This window comes from Pseudomonas costantinii (assembly GCF_001870435.1).
Taxonomy (GTDB): Bacteria; Pseudomonadota; Gammaproteobacteria; order Pseudomonadales; family Pseudomonadaceae; genus Aquipseudomonas; species Aquipseudomonas costantinii.
The window spans coordinates 211,727-230,071 of the sequence record NZ_MDDR01000065.1; the positions used below are offsets into that span (position 1 = coordinate 211,727).

Annotated in this window: 15 protein-coding genes; 9 read left to right on the top strand and 6 right to left on the bottom strand. The window is 59.2% G+C overall.

Going from position 1 to position 18,345, the window contains the following annotated elements:
- Window positions 1-117: 117 nt before the first annotated feature.
- The 8 genes from BFL40_RS31225 (at window position 118) to BFL40_RS31260 (ending at window position 9,681) form a co-directional block, all read left to right on the top strand.
- Window positions 118-2,439 carry a TonB-dependent receptor gene (locus tag BFL40_RS31225; protein WP_071487554.1) on the top strand — a complete coding sequence of 774 codons (2,322 nt, stop codon included), beginning with the start codon at window positions 118-120 and terminating at the stop codon, window positions 2,437-2,439.
- 308 nt (window positions 2,440-2,747) lie between these two features.
- Window positions 2,748-3,674, top strand: a complete 927-nt coding sequence (locus BFL40_RS31230; protein ID WP_071487555.1) for a glutamate/aspartate ABC transporter substrate-binding protein — start codon at window positions 2,748-2,750, stop codon at window positions 3,672-3,674.
- 195 nt (window positions 3,675-3,869) lie between these two features.
- Complete coding sequence (locus BFL40_RS31235; protein WP_071487556.1) at window positions 3,870-4,616, top strand: amino acid ABC transporter permease; 747 nt, start codon at window positions 3,870-3,872, stop codon at window positions 4,614-4,616.
- Window positions 4,616-5,287 (top strand): amino acid ABC transporter permease, encoded by a 672-nt coding sequence (locus tag BFL40_RS31240; protein ID WP_071487557.1) that lies wholly within the window; start codon window positions 4,616-4,618, stop codon window positions 5,285-5,287. The genes BFL40_RS31235 and BFL40_RS31240 overlap by 1 nt, the downstream gene beginning before the upstream one ends.
- Window positions 5,284-6,018 (top strand): amino acid ABC transporter ATP-binding protein, encoded by a 735-nt coding sequence (locus tag BFL40_RS31245; protein WP_017526340.1) that lies wholly within the window; start codon window positions 5,284-5,286, stop codon window positions 6,016-6,018. The genes BFL40_RS31240 and BFL40_RS31245 overlap by 4 nt, the downstream gene beginning before the upstream one ends.
- Window positions 6,019-6,084: 66 nt before the next feature.
- The gene (gene aauS, locus BFL40_RS31250) at window positions 6,085-7,986 is read left to right on the top strand and encodes a two-component sensor histidine kinase AauS (RefSeq protein ID WP_071487558.1); all 1,902 of its coding nucleotides are present in this window, start codon (window positions 6,085-6,087) and stop codon (window positions 7,984-7,986) included.
- The gene (gene aauR / locus BFL40_RS31255) at window positions 7,983-9,332 is read left to right on the top strand and encodes a two-component response regulator AauR (RefSeq protein ID WP_071487559.1); all 1,350 of its coding nucleotides are present in this window, start codon (window positions 7,983-7,985) and stop codon (window positions 9,330-9,332) included. Before aauS ends, aauR begins: the two co-directional genes overlap by 4 nt.
- A gap of 10 nt (window positions 9,333-9,342) precedes the next feature.
- Window positions 9,343-9,681: a GlpM family protein gene (locus tag BFL40_RS31260; RefSeq protein WP_071487560.1), complete on the top strand. Its 339-nt coding sequence runs from the start codon at window positions 9,343-9,345 to the stop codon at window positions 9,679-9,681.
- A 136-nt stretch (window positions 9,682-9,817) separates the two neighbouring features.
- On the opposite strand, the gene BFL40_RS31265 is transcribed toward BFL40_RS31260, so the two are convergent.
- From BFL40_RS31265 to BFL40_RS31290, 6 genes are read right to left on the bottom strand one after another with little or no spacing between them, the layout of a single operon-like run.
- Window positions 9,818-11,215 carry a sigma-54-dependent transcriptional regulator gene (locus BFL40_RS31265; protein ID WP_071487561.1) on the bottom strand — a complete coding sequence of 466 codons (1,398 nt, stop codon included), beginning with the start codon at window positions 11,213-11,215 and terminating at the stop codon, window positions 9,818-9,820.
- Complete coding sequence (locus BFL40_RS31270) at window positions 11,205-12,983, bottom strand: sensor histidine kinase (RefSeq protein WP_071487562.1); 1,779 nt, start codon at window positions 12,981-12,983, stop codon at window positions 11,205-11,207. The genes BFL40_RS31265 and BFL40_RS31270 overlap by 11 nt, the downstream gene beginning before the upstream one ends.
- A complete protein-coding gene (locus BFL40_RS31275; protein WP_071487563.1) occupies window positions 12,983-14,107 on the bottom strand; it encodes a GNAT family N-acetyltransferase in 1,125 nt (374 codons plus the stop codon). Before BFL40_RS31275 ends, BFL40_RS31270 begins: the two co-directional genes overlap by 1 nt.
- Before the next feature lie 9 nt (window positions 14,108-14,116).
- Window positions 14,117-14,989, bottom strand: coding sequence for an alpha/beta hydrolase (locus BFL40_RS31280; RefSeq protein ID WP_071487564.1), 873 nt, complete (start codon window positions 14,987-14,989; stop codon window positions 14,117-14,119).
- Window positions 14,986-16,380 carry an aspartate aminotransferase family protein gene (locus BFL40_RS31285; protein WP_071487565.1) on the bottom strand — a complete coding sequence of 465 codons (1,395 nt, stop codon included), beginning with the start codon at window positions 16,378-16,380 and terminating at the stop codon, window positions 14,986-14,988. The genes BFL40_RS31280 and BFL40_RS31285 overlap by 4 nt, the downstream gene beginning before the upstream one ends.
- Window positions 16,373-17,077 (bottom strand): MtnX-like HAD-IB family phosphatase, encoded by a 705-nt coding sequence (locus tag BFL40_RS31290; protein ID WP_071487566.1) that lies wholly within the window; start codon window positions 17,075-17,077, stop codon window positions 16,373-16,375. The genes BFL40_RS31285 and BFL40_RS31290 overlap by 8 nt, the downstream gene beginning before the upstream one ends.
- A 227-nt stretch (window positions 17,078-17,304) precedes the next feature.
- Between BFL40_RS31290 and BFL40_RS31295 the strand changes: the two genes are divergently transcribed.
- Window positions 17,305-18,075 carry a MipA/OmpV family protein gene (locus BFL40_RS31295; protein WP_071487567.1) on the top strand — a complete coding sequence of 257 codons (771 nt, stop codon included), beginning with the start codon at window positions 17,305-17,307 and terminating at the stop codon, window positions 18,073-18,075.
- Window positions 18,076-18,345: the final 270 nt, after the last annotated feature.

Genomic DNA, 18,345 nt, shown 5'->3' on the forward strand with positions numbered 1-18,345 from the left:
CCACATGGCGATCCAGGACCGCAAAAGCTTCATGAATTATTTAGTTACAAACTATCGCATTTGAGATCACTTATCAATTACGATCACCTCTCACTTTCACTCACACGAGAATACTCAATGGCTACCGGGATCAGTTCTGCCCCCCTTTCATCGCGGCATTTGCTCGCGTCGGCGGTGGGTTTGGCAGTGGCTGCGCAAGGAGGATTCAGTTATGCAGCGGAGACTGCAGATGACGGCACAGGTGTGATTCAGCTCGGCGCGACCAGCATTGAAGGTCAGGCGCCCAGCCAAAGCGCTTACAACCCTGTGGCTCCTTCGTCCCCCAAATACACCGAAGCCCTGCGCGACACGCCGCAGACAATCACGGTGGTGCCCAAGGAAGTTATTCACGACCAGAACCTGCTGACCCTGCGTGACGTGCTCAGCACTGTGCCCGGCATCACCTTCGGTGCCGGCGAAGGCGGCAGCGGTTATGGCGACAGCATCAACCTGCGCGGTTTTTCCGCCAGTGGCGACATCTACGTCGACGGTGTGCGCGACAGCGCGCAATACAGCCGCACCGACCCCTTCAACCTGGAACAGGTCGAAGTCGTCAGCGGCGCAAGCTCGGTGTATTCGGGTTCCGGTGCGGTCGGCGGCACCATCAATCTGGTGAGCAAGCAGCCGGAATTGCGTGACAAAACCACCGTCAGCGCCGGCATCGGCACCGATAACTACAAGCGCACCACCCTGGACACCAACCAGACCCTCAACGACACCACCGCGTTTCGCCTGAACCTGATGGCCCACGGTAACGATGTGCCGGGCCGCGACTATGAAGATTATTCTCGCTGGGGCATTGCGCCCTCCATCGCCTTTGGCCTGGGCACGCCGACACGCGTCACCGTCAGTTACGAGCATCAGAAAGATGACAACACGCCGCAATACGGCATCCCGATCTACAACGGCAAGCCTATGCCGGGCGTGGGCTGGAGTGATTACTACGGTTATCACAACGTCAACGACCAGCAAATCACCTCGGATGCGTTCAGCCTGAAGCTCGAGCACGACTTCAACGACGCAGTGTCCATCCGTAACTTCAGCCGCATCGAGCGCGTGCGCCAGTATCTGCGCGCTTCAGGTCCCGAAGGCGCCCAGGCCGGTTGCCTGGCCAGCGGCACCCAGATAACCGGCGCCCCGTGTACCGCAGGCCTGGCCCCAGGCTATTTCCAGCCAACCGGCGGATCACTGGGTAACGAGCGCAACACCCAGAACAAGATGTTCACCAACCAGACCGACCTGACCAGCCACTTCAGCACAGGTTTCATCGACCACACGCTGGTGACCGGTATCGCCATCAGCCGCGAAGAATATGAGGCGGACACCGGAAAATGGCTGACTAACAGCAACGGCAGCACGATAACCCCACCACCGGTCAGCTACAGCGATCCGAACTCCTACTGGTCGGGGCCCGTTAACTTCACCCGCGCGGCCCACATCGATGGCGAGTTAAACAACCGTGCCGCCTATATCTTTGACACGCTCAAGCTGAACCCACAATGGGAAATCAATGGTGGTTTGCGTTACGAGCACAACGCCGGCAGTTCGGTGACCAATGCTTACTCCAGCACCGGCGTGGAAGCACCCGGCGTGCGCTACGGCCAAGCCGATGATCTGGTGTCCTACCGCGCGGCCCTGGTCTACAAACCGGTGGAAAACGGTAGCTTTTATATCGCCTACGGCAACAGCAAGACGCCGTCGCAAGCCAGCGTCAATGGCGGCTGCTACACCGTGGCCAAAACCTCAAGTGCGGCCACCAACAACTGCAACGTCGCCCCTGAAACCGCCGTCAGCTATGAAATTGGCACCAAGTGGGACTTCTTCAACAATGCCCTGTCGCTGACGGGCGCGATCTTTCGCAATGACCGCACCAACTACAAAGTCGCCAGTAACGACCCGAGCAACTTGAGCGGCACGCAAACCCTCGACGGCAAGGCACGTGCGGATGGTGTGGCACTGGGTCTGAGCGGTGCGCTCACAGACAGTTGGAGGGTTTTCTCCAACTACACCTACCTGGACACCCGAGTGCTGCGCAGTGCCAGCGATTACACCCTGGCAACCACCGGCGTCGACGTGCAGAAAGGCGAACCGCTCACCTTCACGCCCAAACATGCGGCAAGCCTCTGGACGGTGTACGACCTGCCATACGACTTCCAGGTTGGCTATGGCATAACGGCGCAAACCAAACAGTACCTGGCCAGCGCCGCCGGGGCACCGACCTCACCCGGCTACGCGGTGCAGCGCGCGATGCTCGGTTACAAGGTCAACAAACAGCTGAACCTGCAGTTGAACGTCAACAACCTGTTCGACAAGGAGTACCTGACCCGCATCCGTAACAACGGTTGGGCGGTACCCGGCGATGGGCGCTCAGCGGTTGTATCGGCCGACTACACGTTCTGATCGCTGGACACTAGATCGTTCCCACGCTCTGCGTGGGAATGATCACGCCCCATCAGGCATTCGGTTTTCCGAACACCATCCTCGCCCCTATTCGGTTTGCCGGACCCTCGCTCCGAAAAACCTCCGTCACATAAAGTTAATATCCATATAAATCAAATAGTTAACTGTTTGCCTCAGGTATGGCACGACTCATGCTCTACACTCCCTGACGATTGCCTGAGACGCTTCAGGAGCCGTTACGGGCATTCGCTGTACAAGAGAGCCGTTTAGCCGGCTTCATAAAAAAAACAAATGTCGAGGAAGTATTGATGCGCATCGTTCCCCATATCTTGGGCGCAGCTATCGCTGCTGCTCTGATCAGCACTCCAGTTTTCGCCGCCGAACTCACCGGCACACTGAAGAAAATCAACGACTCCGGCACCATCACTCTCGCGCACCGCGACAGCTCCATTCCGTTTTCCTACATCGCGGATGGTTCGGGCAAACCCGTGGGCTACTCCCACGACGTTCAGTTGGCTGTCGTTGAAGCCCTGAAAAAAGACCTGAACAAGCCCGATCTGAAGGCCAAGTACAACCTGGTCACCTCGCAAACCCGAATCCCGCTGATCCAGAACGGCACCGCGGACCTCGAGTGCGGCTCCACCACCAACAACGCCGAACGCGCCCAACAAGTCGACTTCACCGTCAACATCTTCGAAATCGGCACCCGTTTGCTGGTCAAGAAAGACAAGGACGGCAAGCCCTCCTACGCCGACTTTGCTGACCTGAAAGGCAAAAACGTCGTGACCACCGCCGGCACCACGTCCGAGCGCATCATCAAAGCGATGAACGCCGACAAGCAGATGGGCATGAACGTCATCTCCGCCAAAGACCATGGCGAAGCCTTCAACATGCTGGAAAGCGGCCGCGCCGTAGCCTTCATGATGGACGACGCCCTGCTGGCCGGTGAAGAAGCCAAGGCCAAGAAGCCGGACGATTGGGTCATCACCGGTACTCCACAATCCTTCGAAGCCTATGCTTGCATGGTTCGTAAAGACGACCCTGCGTTCAAGAAAGCGGTAGATGACGCCATCGTTGGCCTCTACAAATCCGGCGAAATCAACAAAATCTACAGCAAATGGTTCGAAAGCCCGATTCCACCAAAAGGCCTGAACCTGAACTTCCCGATGAGCGAAAAGGTTAAAGAGCTGATCGCTAACCCAAGCGATAAGCCGGCGCCTGACGTAAAAATCTGACACCTGATCTAACCTTATCTCCTGAGGGGGCCAATCCTCCCTCAGGTATCTGTTACTACCTGCTGGCTTTACTTTGGAACACTCGACCTGGCGGTTTTCGAGCCGATCGTGTGTGCCTGGCGTTCACCGCCGGGCGGGAAAGGATCTTCCCCAGGCGGGTGCTTGTACATTGATCGATCTCGAGGGGAGACCCTAATGAATTACAACTGGGACTGGGGCGTGTTCTTCAAGTCCACCGGCGTTGGCAGCGAGACTTATCTCGACTGGTACATCGCCGGCTTGGGCTGGACCATTGCCATCGCTGTCGTGGCATGGATTATCGCCTTGCTGCTGGGCTCCATTCTGGGGGTCATGCGCACCGTGCCAAACCGCATCGTATCGGGCATCGCGACCTGCTACGTGGAACTGTTTCGTAACGTGCCGCTGCTGGTTCAGCTGTTTGTCTGGTATTTCCTGATACCCGACATGCTGCCGCAAAACCTGCAGGACTGGTACAAACAAGACCTGAACCCGACCACCTCGGCCTACCTGAGCGTTGTCGTGTGCCTGGGCTTGTTCACCGCCGCCCGTGTGTGTGAACAAGTCCGTACCGGCATTCAAGCGCTGCCACGCGGCCAAGAAGCTGCCGCGCGCGCCATGGGCTTCAAGCTGCCGCAGATCTACTGGAACGTGCTGCTGCCCCAGGCCTACCGGATCATCATTCCGCCGCTCACCTCGGAATTCCTCAACGTCTTCAAGAACTCCTCCGTGGCGTCCTTGATCGGCCTGATGGAGTTGCTTGCGCAAACCAAACAGACCGCCGAGTTCTCGGCCAACCTGTTTGAAGCCTTCACCTTGGCCACGCTGATCTACTTCACCTTGAACATGAGCTTGATGTTGCTGATGCGCCTAGTCGAGAAGAAAGTCGCCGTGCCCGGCCTGATCTCCGTGGGGGGTAAATAATGGACTTCGATTTCAGCGGCATCATCCCCGCCATTCCGGGCCTGTGGAACGGCATGGTCATGACCTTGCAGTTGATGGTCATGGGTGTGGTCGGCGGCATCGCCCTTGGTACGGTCCTGGCGTTGATGCGCCTGTCGTCCAACAAGTTGTTGTCGCGCCTGGCCGGCGCCTACGTGAACTATTTCCGCTCGATCCCACTGCTGTTGGTGATCACCTGGTTCTACCTGGCGGTACCGTTCGTACTGCGCTGGATTACCGGCGAAGACACCCCGATCGGTGCGTTCACGTCCTGCGTCGTGGCCTTCATGATGTTCGAAGCCGCGTACTTCTGTGAAATCGTACGGGCCGGCGTGCAGTCGATTCCCAAGGGCCAGATGGGCGCGGCGCAAGCGATGGGCATGACCTATGGCCAGACCATGCGTTTGATCATCCTGCCCCAGGCGTTCCGCAAGATGACCCCGTTGCTGCTGCAACAGTCGATCATCCTGTTCCAAGACACCTCGCTGGTCTACACCGTGGGCCTGGTGGACTTCCTCAACTCCGCCCGTTCCAACGGCGACATCATCGGCCGCTCCAATGAGTTCCTGATCTTCGCCGGTGTCGTCTACTTCATCATCAGCTTTTCCGCCTCGCTGCTGGTCAAGCGTCTGCAAAAAAGGTTTGCCGTATGATCTCTATCAAGAACATCAACAAGTGGTATGGCGACTTCCAGGTGCTGACCGATTGCAGCACTGATGTCAAAAAAGGCGAAGTGATCGTGGTGTGCGGGCCATCCGGCTCGGGTAAGTCCACCCTGATCAAGTGCGTCAACGCGCTGGAACCGTTCCAGAAGGGCGACATCGTGGTCGACGGCACCTCCATCGCCGACCCGAAGACCAACCTGCCGAAGTTGCGTTCACGCGTGGGCATGGTATTCCAGCACTTCGAACTGTTCCCGCACCTGACCATCACCGAAAACCTGACCATCGCGCAGATCAAGGTGCTTGGCCGCAGCAAGGAAGAAGCCACCAAGAAAGGCCTGCAACTGCTTGAGCGCGTAGGTCTGTCGGCACACGCCCACAAGCACCCGGGCCAACTGTCCGGTGGCCAGCAACAACGTGTGGCGATTGCCCGCGCCCTGGCCATGGACCCGATCGTCATGCTGTTCGACGAACCGACCTCCGCCCTCGACCCGGAAATGGTCAACGAAGTGCTGGACGTGATGGTGCAACTGGCCCAGGAAGGCATGACCATGATGTGCGTAACCCACGAAATGGGCTTCGCCCGTAAAGTGGCCGACCGCGTAATTTTCATGGACGCCGGCAAGATCATCGAGGACTGCCCGAAGGAAGAGTTCTTCGGCGACATCAGCGCCCGCTCCGAACGCGCGCAGCACTTCCTTGAGAAAATCCTGCAGCACTAAGCACTGTCCAATTGTGGTGAGGGGTCAATGCCCTTCACCACAACTGGTTGACCCAAGGCATCTGTGATGAAATGCGACCCCAACCAATTTCGCGCCGCACCGCCATCACTTGCCGTGAAACCTCGCCTGATTCGCCAACTGTTCCTGCCGCCGTTGATCATCGCCTTGATGATCGGCTTGGGTTATATCGGCTTCTGGGTCAGTGAGTACTATGGCATCCGCACCCTCAGCGACAACGGCGAACGCCAGTTGGAGCTGCACGCTCGCACCGTCGAAAGTGAACTGAGCAAATACACCTACCTGCCCAGCCTCCTGGAACTGGAGTCCAGCGTCTCCACACTGCTGGCCGACCCGACCCAGGAAACCCGGCAGTCGGTCAACGATTACCTCGAAGGCCTGAACCGACGCAGTCGCAGTCGGGCCATCTACGTGATGGACACCACCGGCCGCGTGCTGGCCACCAGTAACTGGCGCGATGCCGACAGTTACCAGGGTGAAGACCTGTCCTTTCGCGCCTATTTCCAGAACGCCGTACGCGGTCAGCCCGGCCGCTTCTATGGCATCGGCAGTACCAACGGCGAGCCTGGCTACTACCTGGCTCACGGCCTTGAAGAGCACGGCAAGATCATCGGCGTCGCGGTAGTCAAAGTGCGCCTCGAAGCCCTGGAAGAACGCTGGCAACGCGCGCGTCTCGAAGCGTTTGTGAGCGACGAGAACGGCATCATCATTCTGTCCAGCGACCCGGCCCGTCGCCTCAAGGCCGTGCGGCCGCTGAGCGATGACACCAAGGAACGCCTGGCCCACAGCCTGCAATATTACTGGGCGACGCTGAACGAGCTGGAACCCCTGGCCCGCGAGCGTATCAATGAAGGCACCGAAAAACTGACGTTCCCCGCCAACAGCGAAGTAGTGGCCGACGAGAAAGAGGTCAGCTACCTGGCCCAGACTCGGCCCCTGAGTGATACGCCGTGGAATTTCACGCTGCTCACCCCGCTCAATGACTTGCGCCGAGCAGCGATCAACCAAGGCATCCTGGTGGCCGTCGCGTTTGGCCTGGTCGCCTTTTTGCTGATTGCCTGGAACGAGCGGCGCAAGGTCATCGCCACGCGCCTCGCCGCGCGGGAAGCCTTGCAGGAAGCCAACAGCCAGCTGGAACGGCGGATTGCCGAACGCACCACCGACCTGCGCGCCAGCAACGAACGGCTCAAGGGCCAAATTCGCGAACGCCGCCAGGCCGAAGAAACCCTGCGCCGTGCCCAGGATGAACTGGTGCAGGCCGGCAAGCTGGCAGCCATAGGCCAAATGTCCACCAGCATTGCCCATGAATTGAACCAACCCCTGGCCGCGTTGCGCACCTTGTCCGGCAATACCGTGCGCTTCCTGGAACGCGGCGCACTGGATACTGCCAGCGCCAACCTCAAGACCATTAACGAGTTAATCGACCGCATGGGCCGCATCACCGCCAGCCTGCGCTCCTTTGCCCGGCGCGGTGACGACCAGGGCGAAGCCAACCTTGGCAAGGCCGTGGACGCCGCGTTCCAGGTATTGGGCGCCCGCCTGGACAGCCTGCCGTTAACCGTGCACCGCGACTTCGCCAACGCCCAATTGCAAATCGACCAGACGCGCCTGGAGCAGATCCTGGTCAACCTGATCGGCAACGCCCTCGACGCCATGCAAGCGCAGCCGGCACCCGAACTGTGGCTCAACGGCCACATTCTCGACGGCAAATATCGCCTGCATGTGCGCGACAACGGTCACGGCATCGACTCCGAGGCGCGTAAGCATTTATTCGAACCCTTCTTCACCACCAAACCCGGCGAACAAGGCCTGGGCCTGGGCCTGACCCTTTCCGCCAGCCTCGCGGCGGCCACTGGCGGCAACCTCGCCGTGGAACACCCGGCCGAGGGTGGTACTGCCTTTGTCTTGTGCCTTCCGTTGGTTGGCGCTCAAAAAGCTGAGTCGACATGAATACAGACGTTACAACCCCAGCAGGCGAACTCACCGTCCTGATCGTCGAGGACGACCCCCATGTGTTGCTCGGCTGCCAGCAAGCCCTGGCGCTGGAAGACATTCCCAGCGTGGGCGTGGGCAGTGCCGAGGAAGCGCTCAAGCGCATCGGCGAGAACTTTGCCGGCATCGTCATCAGCGACATTCGCCTGCCGGGCATCGATGGTCTGGAACTGCTGACCCGCCTTAAGGCATTGGATAAAAGCTTGCCGGTGGTGCTGATCACTGGCCATGGCGATATCTCGATGGCCGTCGGCGCGATGCGCAACGGCGCCTATGATTTCATGGAAAAACCCTTCTCCCCCGAGCGTTTGGTCGACGTGGCCCGCCGCGCCCTGGAACAGCGTGGACTGGCACGAGAAGTGTGGTCGCTGCGACGCCAATTGGCCGAACGCGACTCCCTGGAGGGCCGCATCATTGGCCGCTCCCCGGCCATGCAGAACCTGCGCGAGCTGATCGCCAATGTGGCCGACACCTCGGCCAACGTGCTGATCGAAGGCGAGACCGGCACCGGTAAGGAACTGGTTGCGCGCTGCCTGCATGATTTCAGCCGACGCCATTCCCACCAGTTCGTCGCCTTGAACTGCGGCGGCCTGCCGGAAAACCTGTTCGAAAGCGAAATTTTCGGCCACGAAGCCAACGCCTTTACCGGCGCCGGAAAACGTCGTATCGGCAAGATCGAACACGCCCACGAAGGCACGCTGTTTCTCGATGAAGTGGAAAGCATGCCGATCAACCTGCAGATCAAGTTATTGCGAGTGTTACAGGAACGCACCTTGGAACGCCTGGGTTCAAACCAGAGCGTGGCGGTGGATTGCCGGGTGATCGCCGCCACCAAGTCCGACCTCGACGAACTGAGCCGCGCCAGCCAATTTCGCAGCGACCTGTACTACCGCCTCAACGTGGTGACCCTGGAACTGCCGCCCCTGCGCGAGCGCCGCGAAGACATCCTGCAGTTGTTCGAACACTTCCTGCAGCAGTCGTCGTTGCGCTTCGACCGCACCGCACCGGAACTAGACAACCAGACCGTGTCGAGCTTGATGAGCCACGACTGGCCAGGCAACGTGCGTGAACTGCGCAACGTTGCCGAACGCTTTGCCCTGGGCTTACCCGCCTTCAAGAAAAGCGGCACCGGCAGCGCAAACCATGGCCTGGCGTTTACCGAGGCGGTGGAAGCCTTCGAACGCAACCTGCTCAACGACGCCTTGCAACGCAGCGGCGGCAACCTGACCCAGGCCAGCCAGGAGCTGGGAATGGCCAAGACCACCCTGTTCGACAAGGTCAAAAAGTACGGTTTGAGCCACTAAGGAGCGCAGTGTGGATCTGGTATTAAAAGCCGCTCTTGGCGCAGCGGTAGTGTTGATTCTGGCGGCGCTGGCCAAGACCAAAAACTATTACCTCGCAGGGCTGGTGCCGCTGTTTCCGACCTTTGCGTTGATCGCGCACTACATCGTCGGCAAGGGCCGCTCGGCAGACGACTTGAAGACCACCATCCTGTTTGGGATGTGGTCGATCATTCCGTACTTTGTGTATTTGGCGACGCTGTATGTGATGGTCGACCGCATGCGATTAGAGGCATCACTCGCCGTGGCGGCGGTGGCGTGGTTAATCGCGGCGACCATTTTGGTGAGCCTGTGGGTACGCGTCCACACCTGATTAAACCGTAGCAGCTGTCGAGCGCCAGCGAGGCTGCGTCAGGCGCGGCGCAATGCTCTGTCTGACTCGGTATCGGCAGCGTGACCAACGCAGCCTCGCTGGCGCTCGACAGCTGCTACGGAAGTTTTCAGCCGCGTTAACGGATGATCTTCTCGACCTGAATGCCCAGCTTCTTCAACCGATACCAGAAACTCCGCTCGGAAATCCCGATCTTCGCCGCCGCGGCAGCCTGCACGCCATTGCTCTCATTCAACGCCGCCAGAATGTAGGTTTTCTCAACCTCCGCCAGTGCGGCATCCAGGTCCGCAGGCACGCCCGGTGTGTCACCGAGCAGCGCCGTGACGCCACCCTCGACGGGTTTGGAAGCAAACAAATAAGCGGGAAGATCGATGTCTTCGATCACCGGCTTGGCCGCCACGATCGTCGCTCGCTCTACACAGTTTTGCAGCTCACGAATATTGCCCGGCCAGCTGTAGGCGGCCATGGCCTGCAACGCCTCAGGGCTGAAGCCCGTGATGCGTTTGCCGGCGGTGGCGCTCAGGGTCTGGGCGAAGTGTCGCGCCAGGGGCACGATATCTTCTGCGCGCTCGCGCAGGGCCGGCAACGGAATCGGGAACACGTTGAGGCGGTAATACAGGTCTTCGCGAAACTCTTTATTGGCCACCGCATCCAGCAGGTTTTTGTTGGTGGCGGCGATCACCCGCACATCCACCTTGCGCTCACGCGGGTCACCTACCGGCTCGATCACCCTCTCCTGCAAGGCGCGCAAAATCTTGGCCTGCAATGCCAGGGGCATATCGCCCACTTCATCCAGGAACAACGTGCCTTTATCGGCCTGCATAAAGCGCCCTATCCGATCCGCTACGGCGCCGGTAAAAGCGCCCTTGCGATGGCCGAACATCTCGCTTTCCAGCAGGCCTTCAGGGATGGCTGCGCAGTTGACCGCCACGAACGGCTTGTCGGCACGGCTGCCGTGCTTATGGATGGCGCGGGCGACCATTTCCTTGCCGGTTCCGCTTTCGCCGGTCAGCAGGATGGTTGCACTGCTGTCGCGTACTGAGTCCACCGCATGCAACACCTGGCGAAACGCCGGGCTATCGCCCACCAGGCTGTCGAACTGTGCATGTTGGTCCAGTTCGGCGCGCAGGCGCGCGTTGTCGCGCATGATGTCGCGAAACTGCAAGGCCTTGGCCACGGTGATGTCCAACTCGTCGATGTCGAACGGCTTGGCGATGTAGTCATAAGCGCCATTGCGCATCGACTGCACGGCATTTTTCACGGTGCTGTAGGCGGTCATCACGATCACCGGTAAATCAGGGAAACGCACCTTGATCTCAGCCAGCAGCGCCGGCCCGTCCATGCCCGGCATGCGCCAGTCGCTGATCACCAGGTCGATGTCTTCCTGCTCCAGCACTTTGAGCGCGTGCAAGCCGTTGCTCGCGGTAAATACCTGGATGCCATTCTGGCTCAAGGCCTGCGACAGCAAGTCACAGAGCTTGGGCTCATCGTCGACTACCAATACGTTATGCGTCATGACCTTCCTCATCATCACCGTCATCTTCACCATTGGCCGGAATGTACAGGCTGAAGGTGGCGCCGGCATCTTTCTCACTGGCACATTCGATGCTGCCGTCGTGACTTTCCATGATCGAATAGACTTTAGCCAGGCCCAGGCCTGTGCCCGAGGCCTTGGTGGTGACGAATGGCGTGAAGATGCGCTCAATCATATCCGCCGGGATGCCCTGGCCGGTGTCGGCAATACTGATAACCGTATTGCCACCCAAGCTGCCAATGCCCACGGTCAAGCGCCCACCTTCCGGCATCGCATCAATGGCGTTGAGAATCAGGTTGAGGCACGCCTGCTTGAGCTGTTTGGCGTCAGCATAGATGGTCGCACCGGGCGCCTGATCATCGATTTGCGAGTCAATGTTATGGCTCGCCAGCTCCGGGGCGCAGAAACCTAGGATCTCCTCCACCAACGGACGTGCCGCCTGCAACACACGCAAGGGTGGGTTGGGTTTGGCGAAGTCGAGAAACTCGGTGATCAAGTCGTTGATGCGGCTGACTTCGCTGATCACGTATTCCAAATGACGCTTATCGGTTTCCGGCAGGTCGGCGCGACGGTGCAGCAGTTGGGTGGCCGTCTTGATGATGCCCAGCGGGTTGCGGATTTCGTGGGCCAGGCCCATGGCAACTTCGCCCAGGGCATGCAGCCGATCACGACGACGCAACTGGGCCTCGAGGTGGTGCAACTCCCCCAGGCGCTCGGTCATGTGATTGAACGTGCTGCTCAACTGCGCCAGCTCGTCGCCGCCGCTGACCAACACGCGATGTTCGTAATTGCCCGAAATGACCGCGTTCACCCCTTCGGACAAGTCCCGCAGAGGCTTGGTCAGACGCCGCGACACCAGCACACCGGCGCCCAGGGACAACGCCGAACTCACCAGGAAAATCAGTACGAACAGATTGCTCTGGTTCACCAACCCCACCAGGCTGGTGTGGCGCAGCAGGCCGCTGAAGATCACCCCTTGCAAATCGCCGGCGTCGTTGAAGATCGGCCAATACAAACCGCTATAGCTATTGGTGAACTGCTCACTCGGCTGCCGGGTGCTGCGCATGGCCGTTTCGACACTCTTCGGAATGCGCGAAGGATGACGCTCGAAGCGCTGAGTCGAGAATATCTCGGAAAAACCCGTGGGGTTGGCCAGGTACAGGCGCAGGTCAAGGGAATGCACATCGGCCACGCTGGTGAGGAAGCTGCTGTCCAGATAAGTGGCCACCAATAGCACATAGTCGACGCCCTCCTGGGAGGTTTCGAACGTCGAGACCACCAGGCCCGTACTCACCCCAGCCACCTCGACGGTTTGCAACGCCGCATGGCTGGTCAGGTTGATCTGCTTGACGATGTCATCGGGCGCGGTGCTGAACATCACCTTGTTGTCACTGCTGCGAATCAGCGCAACCACATCGATATCGGTGGCTTCGGCGATGTCGGCGGTAAGCCGGTCGTGCTTGGCGGCTTGCTTGCTCGAGGGCGGGCTGGTGTAGCGCAGGAACAGCTTGGCCACTCGTGCGTTGTCATGAAGGATGTCGCCAATCTCATCCTTGACGATCTTGGTCGACTCTTGCAGCCAGATACGCACGTTACTGTCGAAAATCTGCGACAGCGTGGTCGCCGCCAACTCGGCCGCGATCATGGTGGGAATGACGCTGACCAGCCAGAACGCCAGCACCAGCTTGCGCTGGACGCTCCAGCGCGAAATGGCAAAGGGGCGGGCTTTTTGGCGGGTCTTGGTGATCATCAGGTTTCGCTTATCGCAGCAGCCATGGCAGGGTCGGAACGATCCGGTCGGAGAAACTTTTTCACGAGTTTGAGCAGGCCGTTCACCAGCCGATTACGGTGGCGGAAGAACATGCTGTTGCCCTGGAATTCACAGCCCAGGCGCTTCTTGCTGGCATACCCTTCCTGACCGCACTCGTACACGGGAATATTGTGCTGGATACAATAGTCGACATTGGTCAACCAACTACGAAAGTACAGGCTGTACTCACGGCTGAACTCAATGTCATGCCCGAAAAATTTGTCGATCAGTCGGTGCTGGTCCAACAGGATCAAGTTGAACGCTACCAGTCGCTCGTCCACCCAATACAGAACACAGACCGCACGCTCTTCAAGCCGTTCAAGGATGCCGGTGAAGTAACTGGCCGGCAGGCGTTCGAATTGCAAGTCCGCACGACTGAGCGTGCATTCATACAGACGCATGATCTGGGGTAGCACATCATCAATGTTGTGCCGCCACTCCACCCGTGGGCCCGGCGCACGCAGTTTGCGGCGCAGATCCTTACGGGTCGATTTGCACAACGAGCCCAGGTAGGCATCCACCGAACCGTAGGGCACGCTCAGCAACCCACTGGGCAAACTCGGCATGCTCTGGAAGCCTGCGGTGCGACAGCTGGCTGCCCAGTTCGGGTCGTCTGTCGGCACGTCCTTGACTGCCACCAGGCCGATGCCGAATTCATTGGCATCCTGACGCGCGGCCTGCAACAAGTGCTTGAGCAGCAGCGGACGCCGCTCCTCGGGCACACCACTCGCGACCCCTGCGTCACAACGTTCGGCGACCGGGGAGCCAATGGCATATAGCGGCAACTGCAAAACACCCGGCCACAGTCGCTCCAGGCGCTCGGTAAAGCGCTTGCCTGCTCCCGACACTGTAGTGTCGAGGCGATAATGAGTGATGAACGCGGCGGCAACCGCCACCAGCGTTTCATCTTCGTAGACAGCCAGGTAACGCCATTTGAAATCATCGATGGCCGCGTTTTCCACGGCAACGTAATAGTCCCAATCCTCCAAGGCACCGGGGAAACAGTCATTCCAGGCACTGCGCTGGATGGCCCGGATAGTCGAGAAGGCTTGGGCGGTGATCACGTCTCGTCCTTAAGCGGATGCTCGCTGTCGATAATCTTCGGGCACCTGGATTACAGCAGTGTGTTGCTCGACAAACTCAGCGCTCAACTCGATCACCCGACGGTACTCCAGGTCGACGGTGATCATGTGGTAGCAGTTGTCCAACAGGATCTTGGTCACGGGCCCACCGAGATGGCGCTCCACGTAATCGGCGTTCCAGCGGCTGGTGATATCGTCCTCAATGGAGTGCAACACCAGAGCCGGCACCTTGACCTCAGGCATGCGTTTCTTGACCACGGCGTTCATCCGGTGCAATTCGCGCACGGTGATACCTTCCATCGTCAACAAACCCGCCTCGCTGCTTTCCCCTTCCTTCATCTGACGCTCGACGATTGCCCGCAGACGCTCGTTCTTGATGCCATAAGGCGGCTTCTCTTCGAAGCGGCAGATGTGCACGCCGAATGGAATTTTCATCAACAATGGCGTCAAGAACGCCAACTTATTAATGCTCCAGCCGTCGTACTTCAAGGTGGTGGAATACATCAACAGCCCGGCGACTTGCCCAGGATGCTCGGAGGCCACGTACATCGACATCACCGCGCCCATGGACAAACCACCGACAAACACTTGCTCGTGGCGTTGCTTGATCTGGGCGAAGGTTTTGCGCACCCCTTCGTACCAGTCCAGCCAGCCAGTGGCCTGCAGGTCGCTGTTGTCCCCGCAGTGTCCAGCCAGGGTGGGCACATACACCGTGCAGTTACCCGCCTTGGCCAAACCCTTGGCCACTTGACGCAATTCCGTCGGGGTGCCGGTCAGGCCGTGGATCAACAGGATCCCGACCGGACCTTCACCGAGAACGAAGCCGGCATCACCTTCACCGAGGTCGATCTCGACGTTGTTCACCGTTTGGTCGCCCGCACCAGCAGTTGCTCGAGCAACTTCAGGCCCAGGTCGATTTCCGGGTAGCTGATTTCCAGGGAAGGTGCCAGGGTGATTACGTTTTTGTAGTAACCGCCCACATCGAGGATCAAGCCGAGTTTCTGGCCATCAACCACCATGTCGCCTTTCATGCCTTCCTCGACCATGTAGTCCAGGGTCGCCTTGTCCGGCGTGAAGCCGTCCGGGCCGCAGATTTCGCAGCGCAGAGCCAGACCCAGGCCATCGACGTCGCCGATGATCGGGAAACGTTTCTGCAGGTCTTGCAGGCCTTCCAGGAAGTATTTGCCCTTGGCCATGACCATTGCGCCGTAGTCGACTTCGCTGGTCATCTTGAACATTTCCAGGCCTACCGCCGTACCCAGTGGGTTGGAGGCGAAGGTGGAGTGAGTCGAACCTGGTGGGAAGATCTTCGGGTTGATCAGCTCTTCACGGGCCCAGATACCGCCCAGTGGGTTCAGGCCGTTGGTCAGCGCCTTACCGAAGACGATTACGTCGGGTTGTACGTCGAAGTGTTCGATTGACCACAGCTTGCCGGTACGCCAGAAGCCCATCTGGATTTCGTCGGAAACCATCAGGATGCCGTGCTGGTCAAGAACCTGCTTGAGTTCGCGGTAGAAGTTCATCGGCGGGATCACGTAGCCGCCGGTGCCCTGGATCGGCTCAACGTAGAAGGCTGCGTATTCGCACTGATTGGTTTTTGGGTCCCAGACGCCGTTGTATTCAGTCTCGAACAAACGGGCGAACTGCTGCACGCACTGGCTGCCGTACTCTTCCTTGGTCATGCCTTTCGGGCCACGGAAGTGGTACGGGAACGGAATGAAGTTGGCGCGCTCACCAAAGTGGCCGTAGCGGCGACGGTAGCGGAAGCTCGAAGTAATCGACGACGCGCCGAGGGTACGGCCGTGGTAGCCGCCTTCGAAGGCGAACATCAGGCTCTTGCCGTTGGAAGCGTTACGCACCACTTTCAAGGAGTCTTCGATCGACTGCGAACCGCCGACGTTGAAGTGCACACGACCGTCGAGGCCGAATTTCTTCTTGGCGTCGACTGCGATCATTTCCGACAGCTCGATCTTGCCTTTGTGCAGGTATTGGCTGGCGATTTGCGGCAGGGTATCGATCTGCTGTTTCAGCGCGTTATTCAGGCGCGGGTTGGCGTAACCGAAGTTAACGGCCGAGTACCACATTTGCAGGTCGAGGTAAGCCTGGTCTTCGGTGTCCCACACGTAGGAGCCTTCGCAACGGCTGAAAATACGCGGTGGCTCGATGTAGTGAACAGTGTCGCCGTAAGAGCAGTACTTGGCTTCTTTATCCAGAAGAATCTGGTCTTCAGGGGTAGCGATACGGATATCAGACATGGTGGAAGAGTTCCTGACTATCAGAAGAGGTGTTGAAAGAGGTGGAGTTGGCGGCGATGCCCTGAGGCAGCTTGGCCAACAGCGCAGGCAATTCGGCAAAAGTGTCGAAGCGCGCGTAGGGAATATTGTTGGCTTCGCAATACTTGGCGAGGCTGCCTTTGGCGAAGACGAAGTCGGCGGTGGAAGCCACACACATGTCGGACTTGCCGTCGCCAATCACCAGCACGCGCTTGTTGCGCGGGGTGGATTTGCACTTGCAGTTCCCGGAGGCAGCGCGGCACGCGTCGCTGGAGTACGGGAAGTCGATGCGCCAGCTGTTCTGATCGACTTGGCGCAGGCGGTTGGCCAGGATCGGCAGCAAGGTCACGTAGTTGCGCGACAGAATGCGCGCGATGCCTTGTTCGATGCCGTCGCTGACCACTTCGATGGTCGCGCCCAGGCCCATGACATGATCGACGAAATCCGGGAAGTCCGGGTCGATCTCGACGCTGTCGAAGTACGCCAGCAGTTCTGCCGGGGTCGCCTTGATCAACGCCAGTTGGCGGCTCAGGCATTCGCGTGAACCGATATGCCCATCCAGCCATTCCTGTTCGATGGTTTCCCACTCGGGACCGGCGAAGCGCTGGAGGACGTTGTCGATGACATCGGTGGGGGTAATGGTCCCGTCGAAGTCGCACACGATATGCCACTGGATCATTGCGTTTACCTTGAAGAGGAGCGCTCTGTGCGCTTGCCATCGAGGTAAAGCAGAGATTGTGCCAACTGGCTATAACCCAGCAGGGCTAGGGGTTTGGCTGATGTTTGTGTTTATATGTGTCGCGCAAGCTACAATTTTTGTAGCTTGCTACAAACAAGATGAGTGCTTGCGCCAGGGCCGCCCTTCGCGCGTACATGCGCGCATGTTCTGATTAAGGAAACCGCTCCATGCTCAAGGTTACATCTGCTGTATTCGTCGGTTTACTGGGGCTGTGGGGGTTTTCCAGCGCCGTATGGGCCGACGGCATCACGGGTGACGTGGGCGCCGGCATCAGCTATCAACCTTACGATCCCACCGGCAGTCGCTACGAAACACGGCCTATTCCCTACCTGGACCTGGAGTGGGGCAGCGTCAGCCTGGACTCCGACGACGGCCTGAGCTGGAGCGCACTTAACACCAACGGCTTTACCGCCGGCCCCTACATCAATTACCTGCCGGGACGTTCGGCCAACGGATCGCTGCGCGGCTTGCGCGATGTGCCCGACATGGCAGAGGTCGGTGGTTTCGTCCAATACGCCCCGGCCGAATTCTGGCGCGTGTATGCCCAGGTGGGCCAGGCTGTAGGCGGGCCGCGCGATCAAAGTGGTGTGCTGGGCAAACTCGGTGGCGAGTTGGGCTACCCGCTGGGGAGCGGCATTATTGGCAGCACCGACCTGATCGCGCATTTTGCCGACGCCCGCCAGACCCAAACCTTTTTCGGCGTCGACGCCAAGGAGTCCGCGGTTTCTGGCTTTCGGCCCTATAACGCTAGCGCGGGCTTCCAGAACCTGACGCTGACCCAAAATTTCGAATTCCCCTTGGCTGCCAACTGGACGCTGCTGACCAGCGCCAGCTGGGTGCACCTGGTCGGCTCTGCAGCCAAAAGCAGCATCGTCAAGGAAGCCGGAGATGTGAACCAAGGCCAGGTGCAGACCGCGATCAGCTACAAGTTTGACTGACGGACATAATGCTGAGTAGCCAGCTGTAAGGTACAGGCAACGGGCTTGGGCTTGATGGTTGTTGCTGGGCCGCTGAGTACATATCCGTTGTTTGGGTAGCGGCGGCTTATGGTTTCGCCCTTACGGCGACTCACTTTGGAAAAGCCGGAATGCCGGCCCAGCCCAAAGTAAGCAAAGGGCTCTTGCCCCACCACTCGGCACCTCGCTGTGGCTCGGTGCCGAGTGGTGGGGCGAAGGCCTTTTGGTTACTTTTGGGCCTTTCCAAAAGTG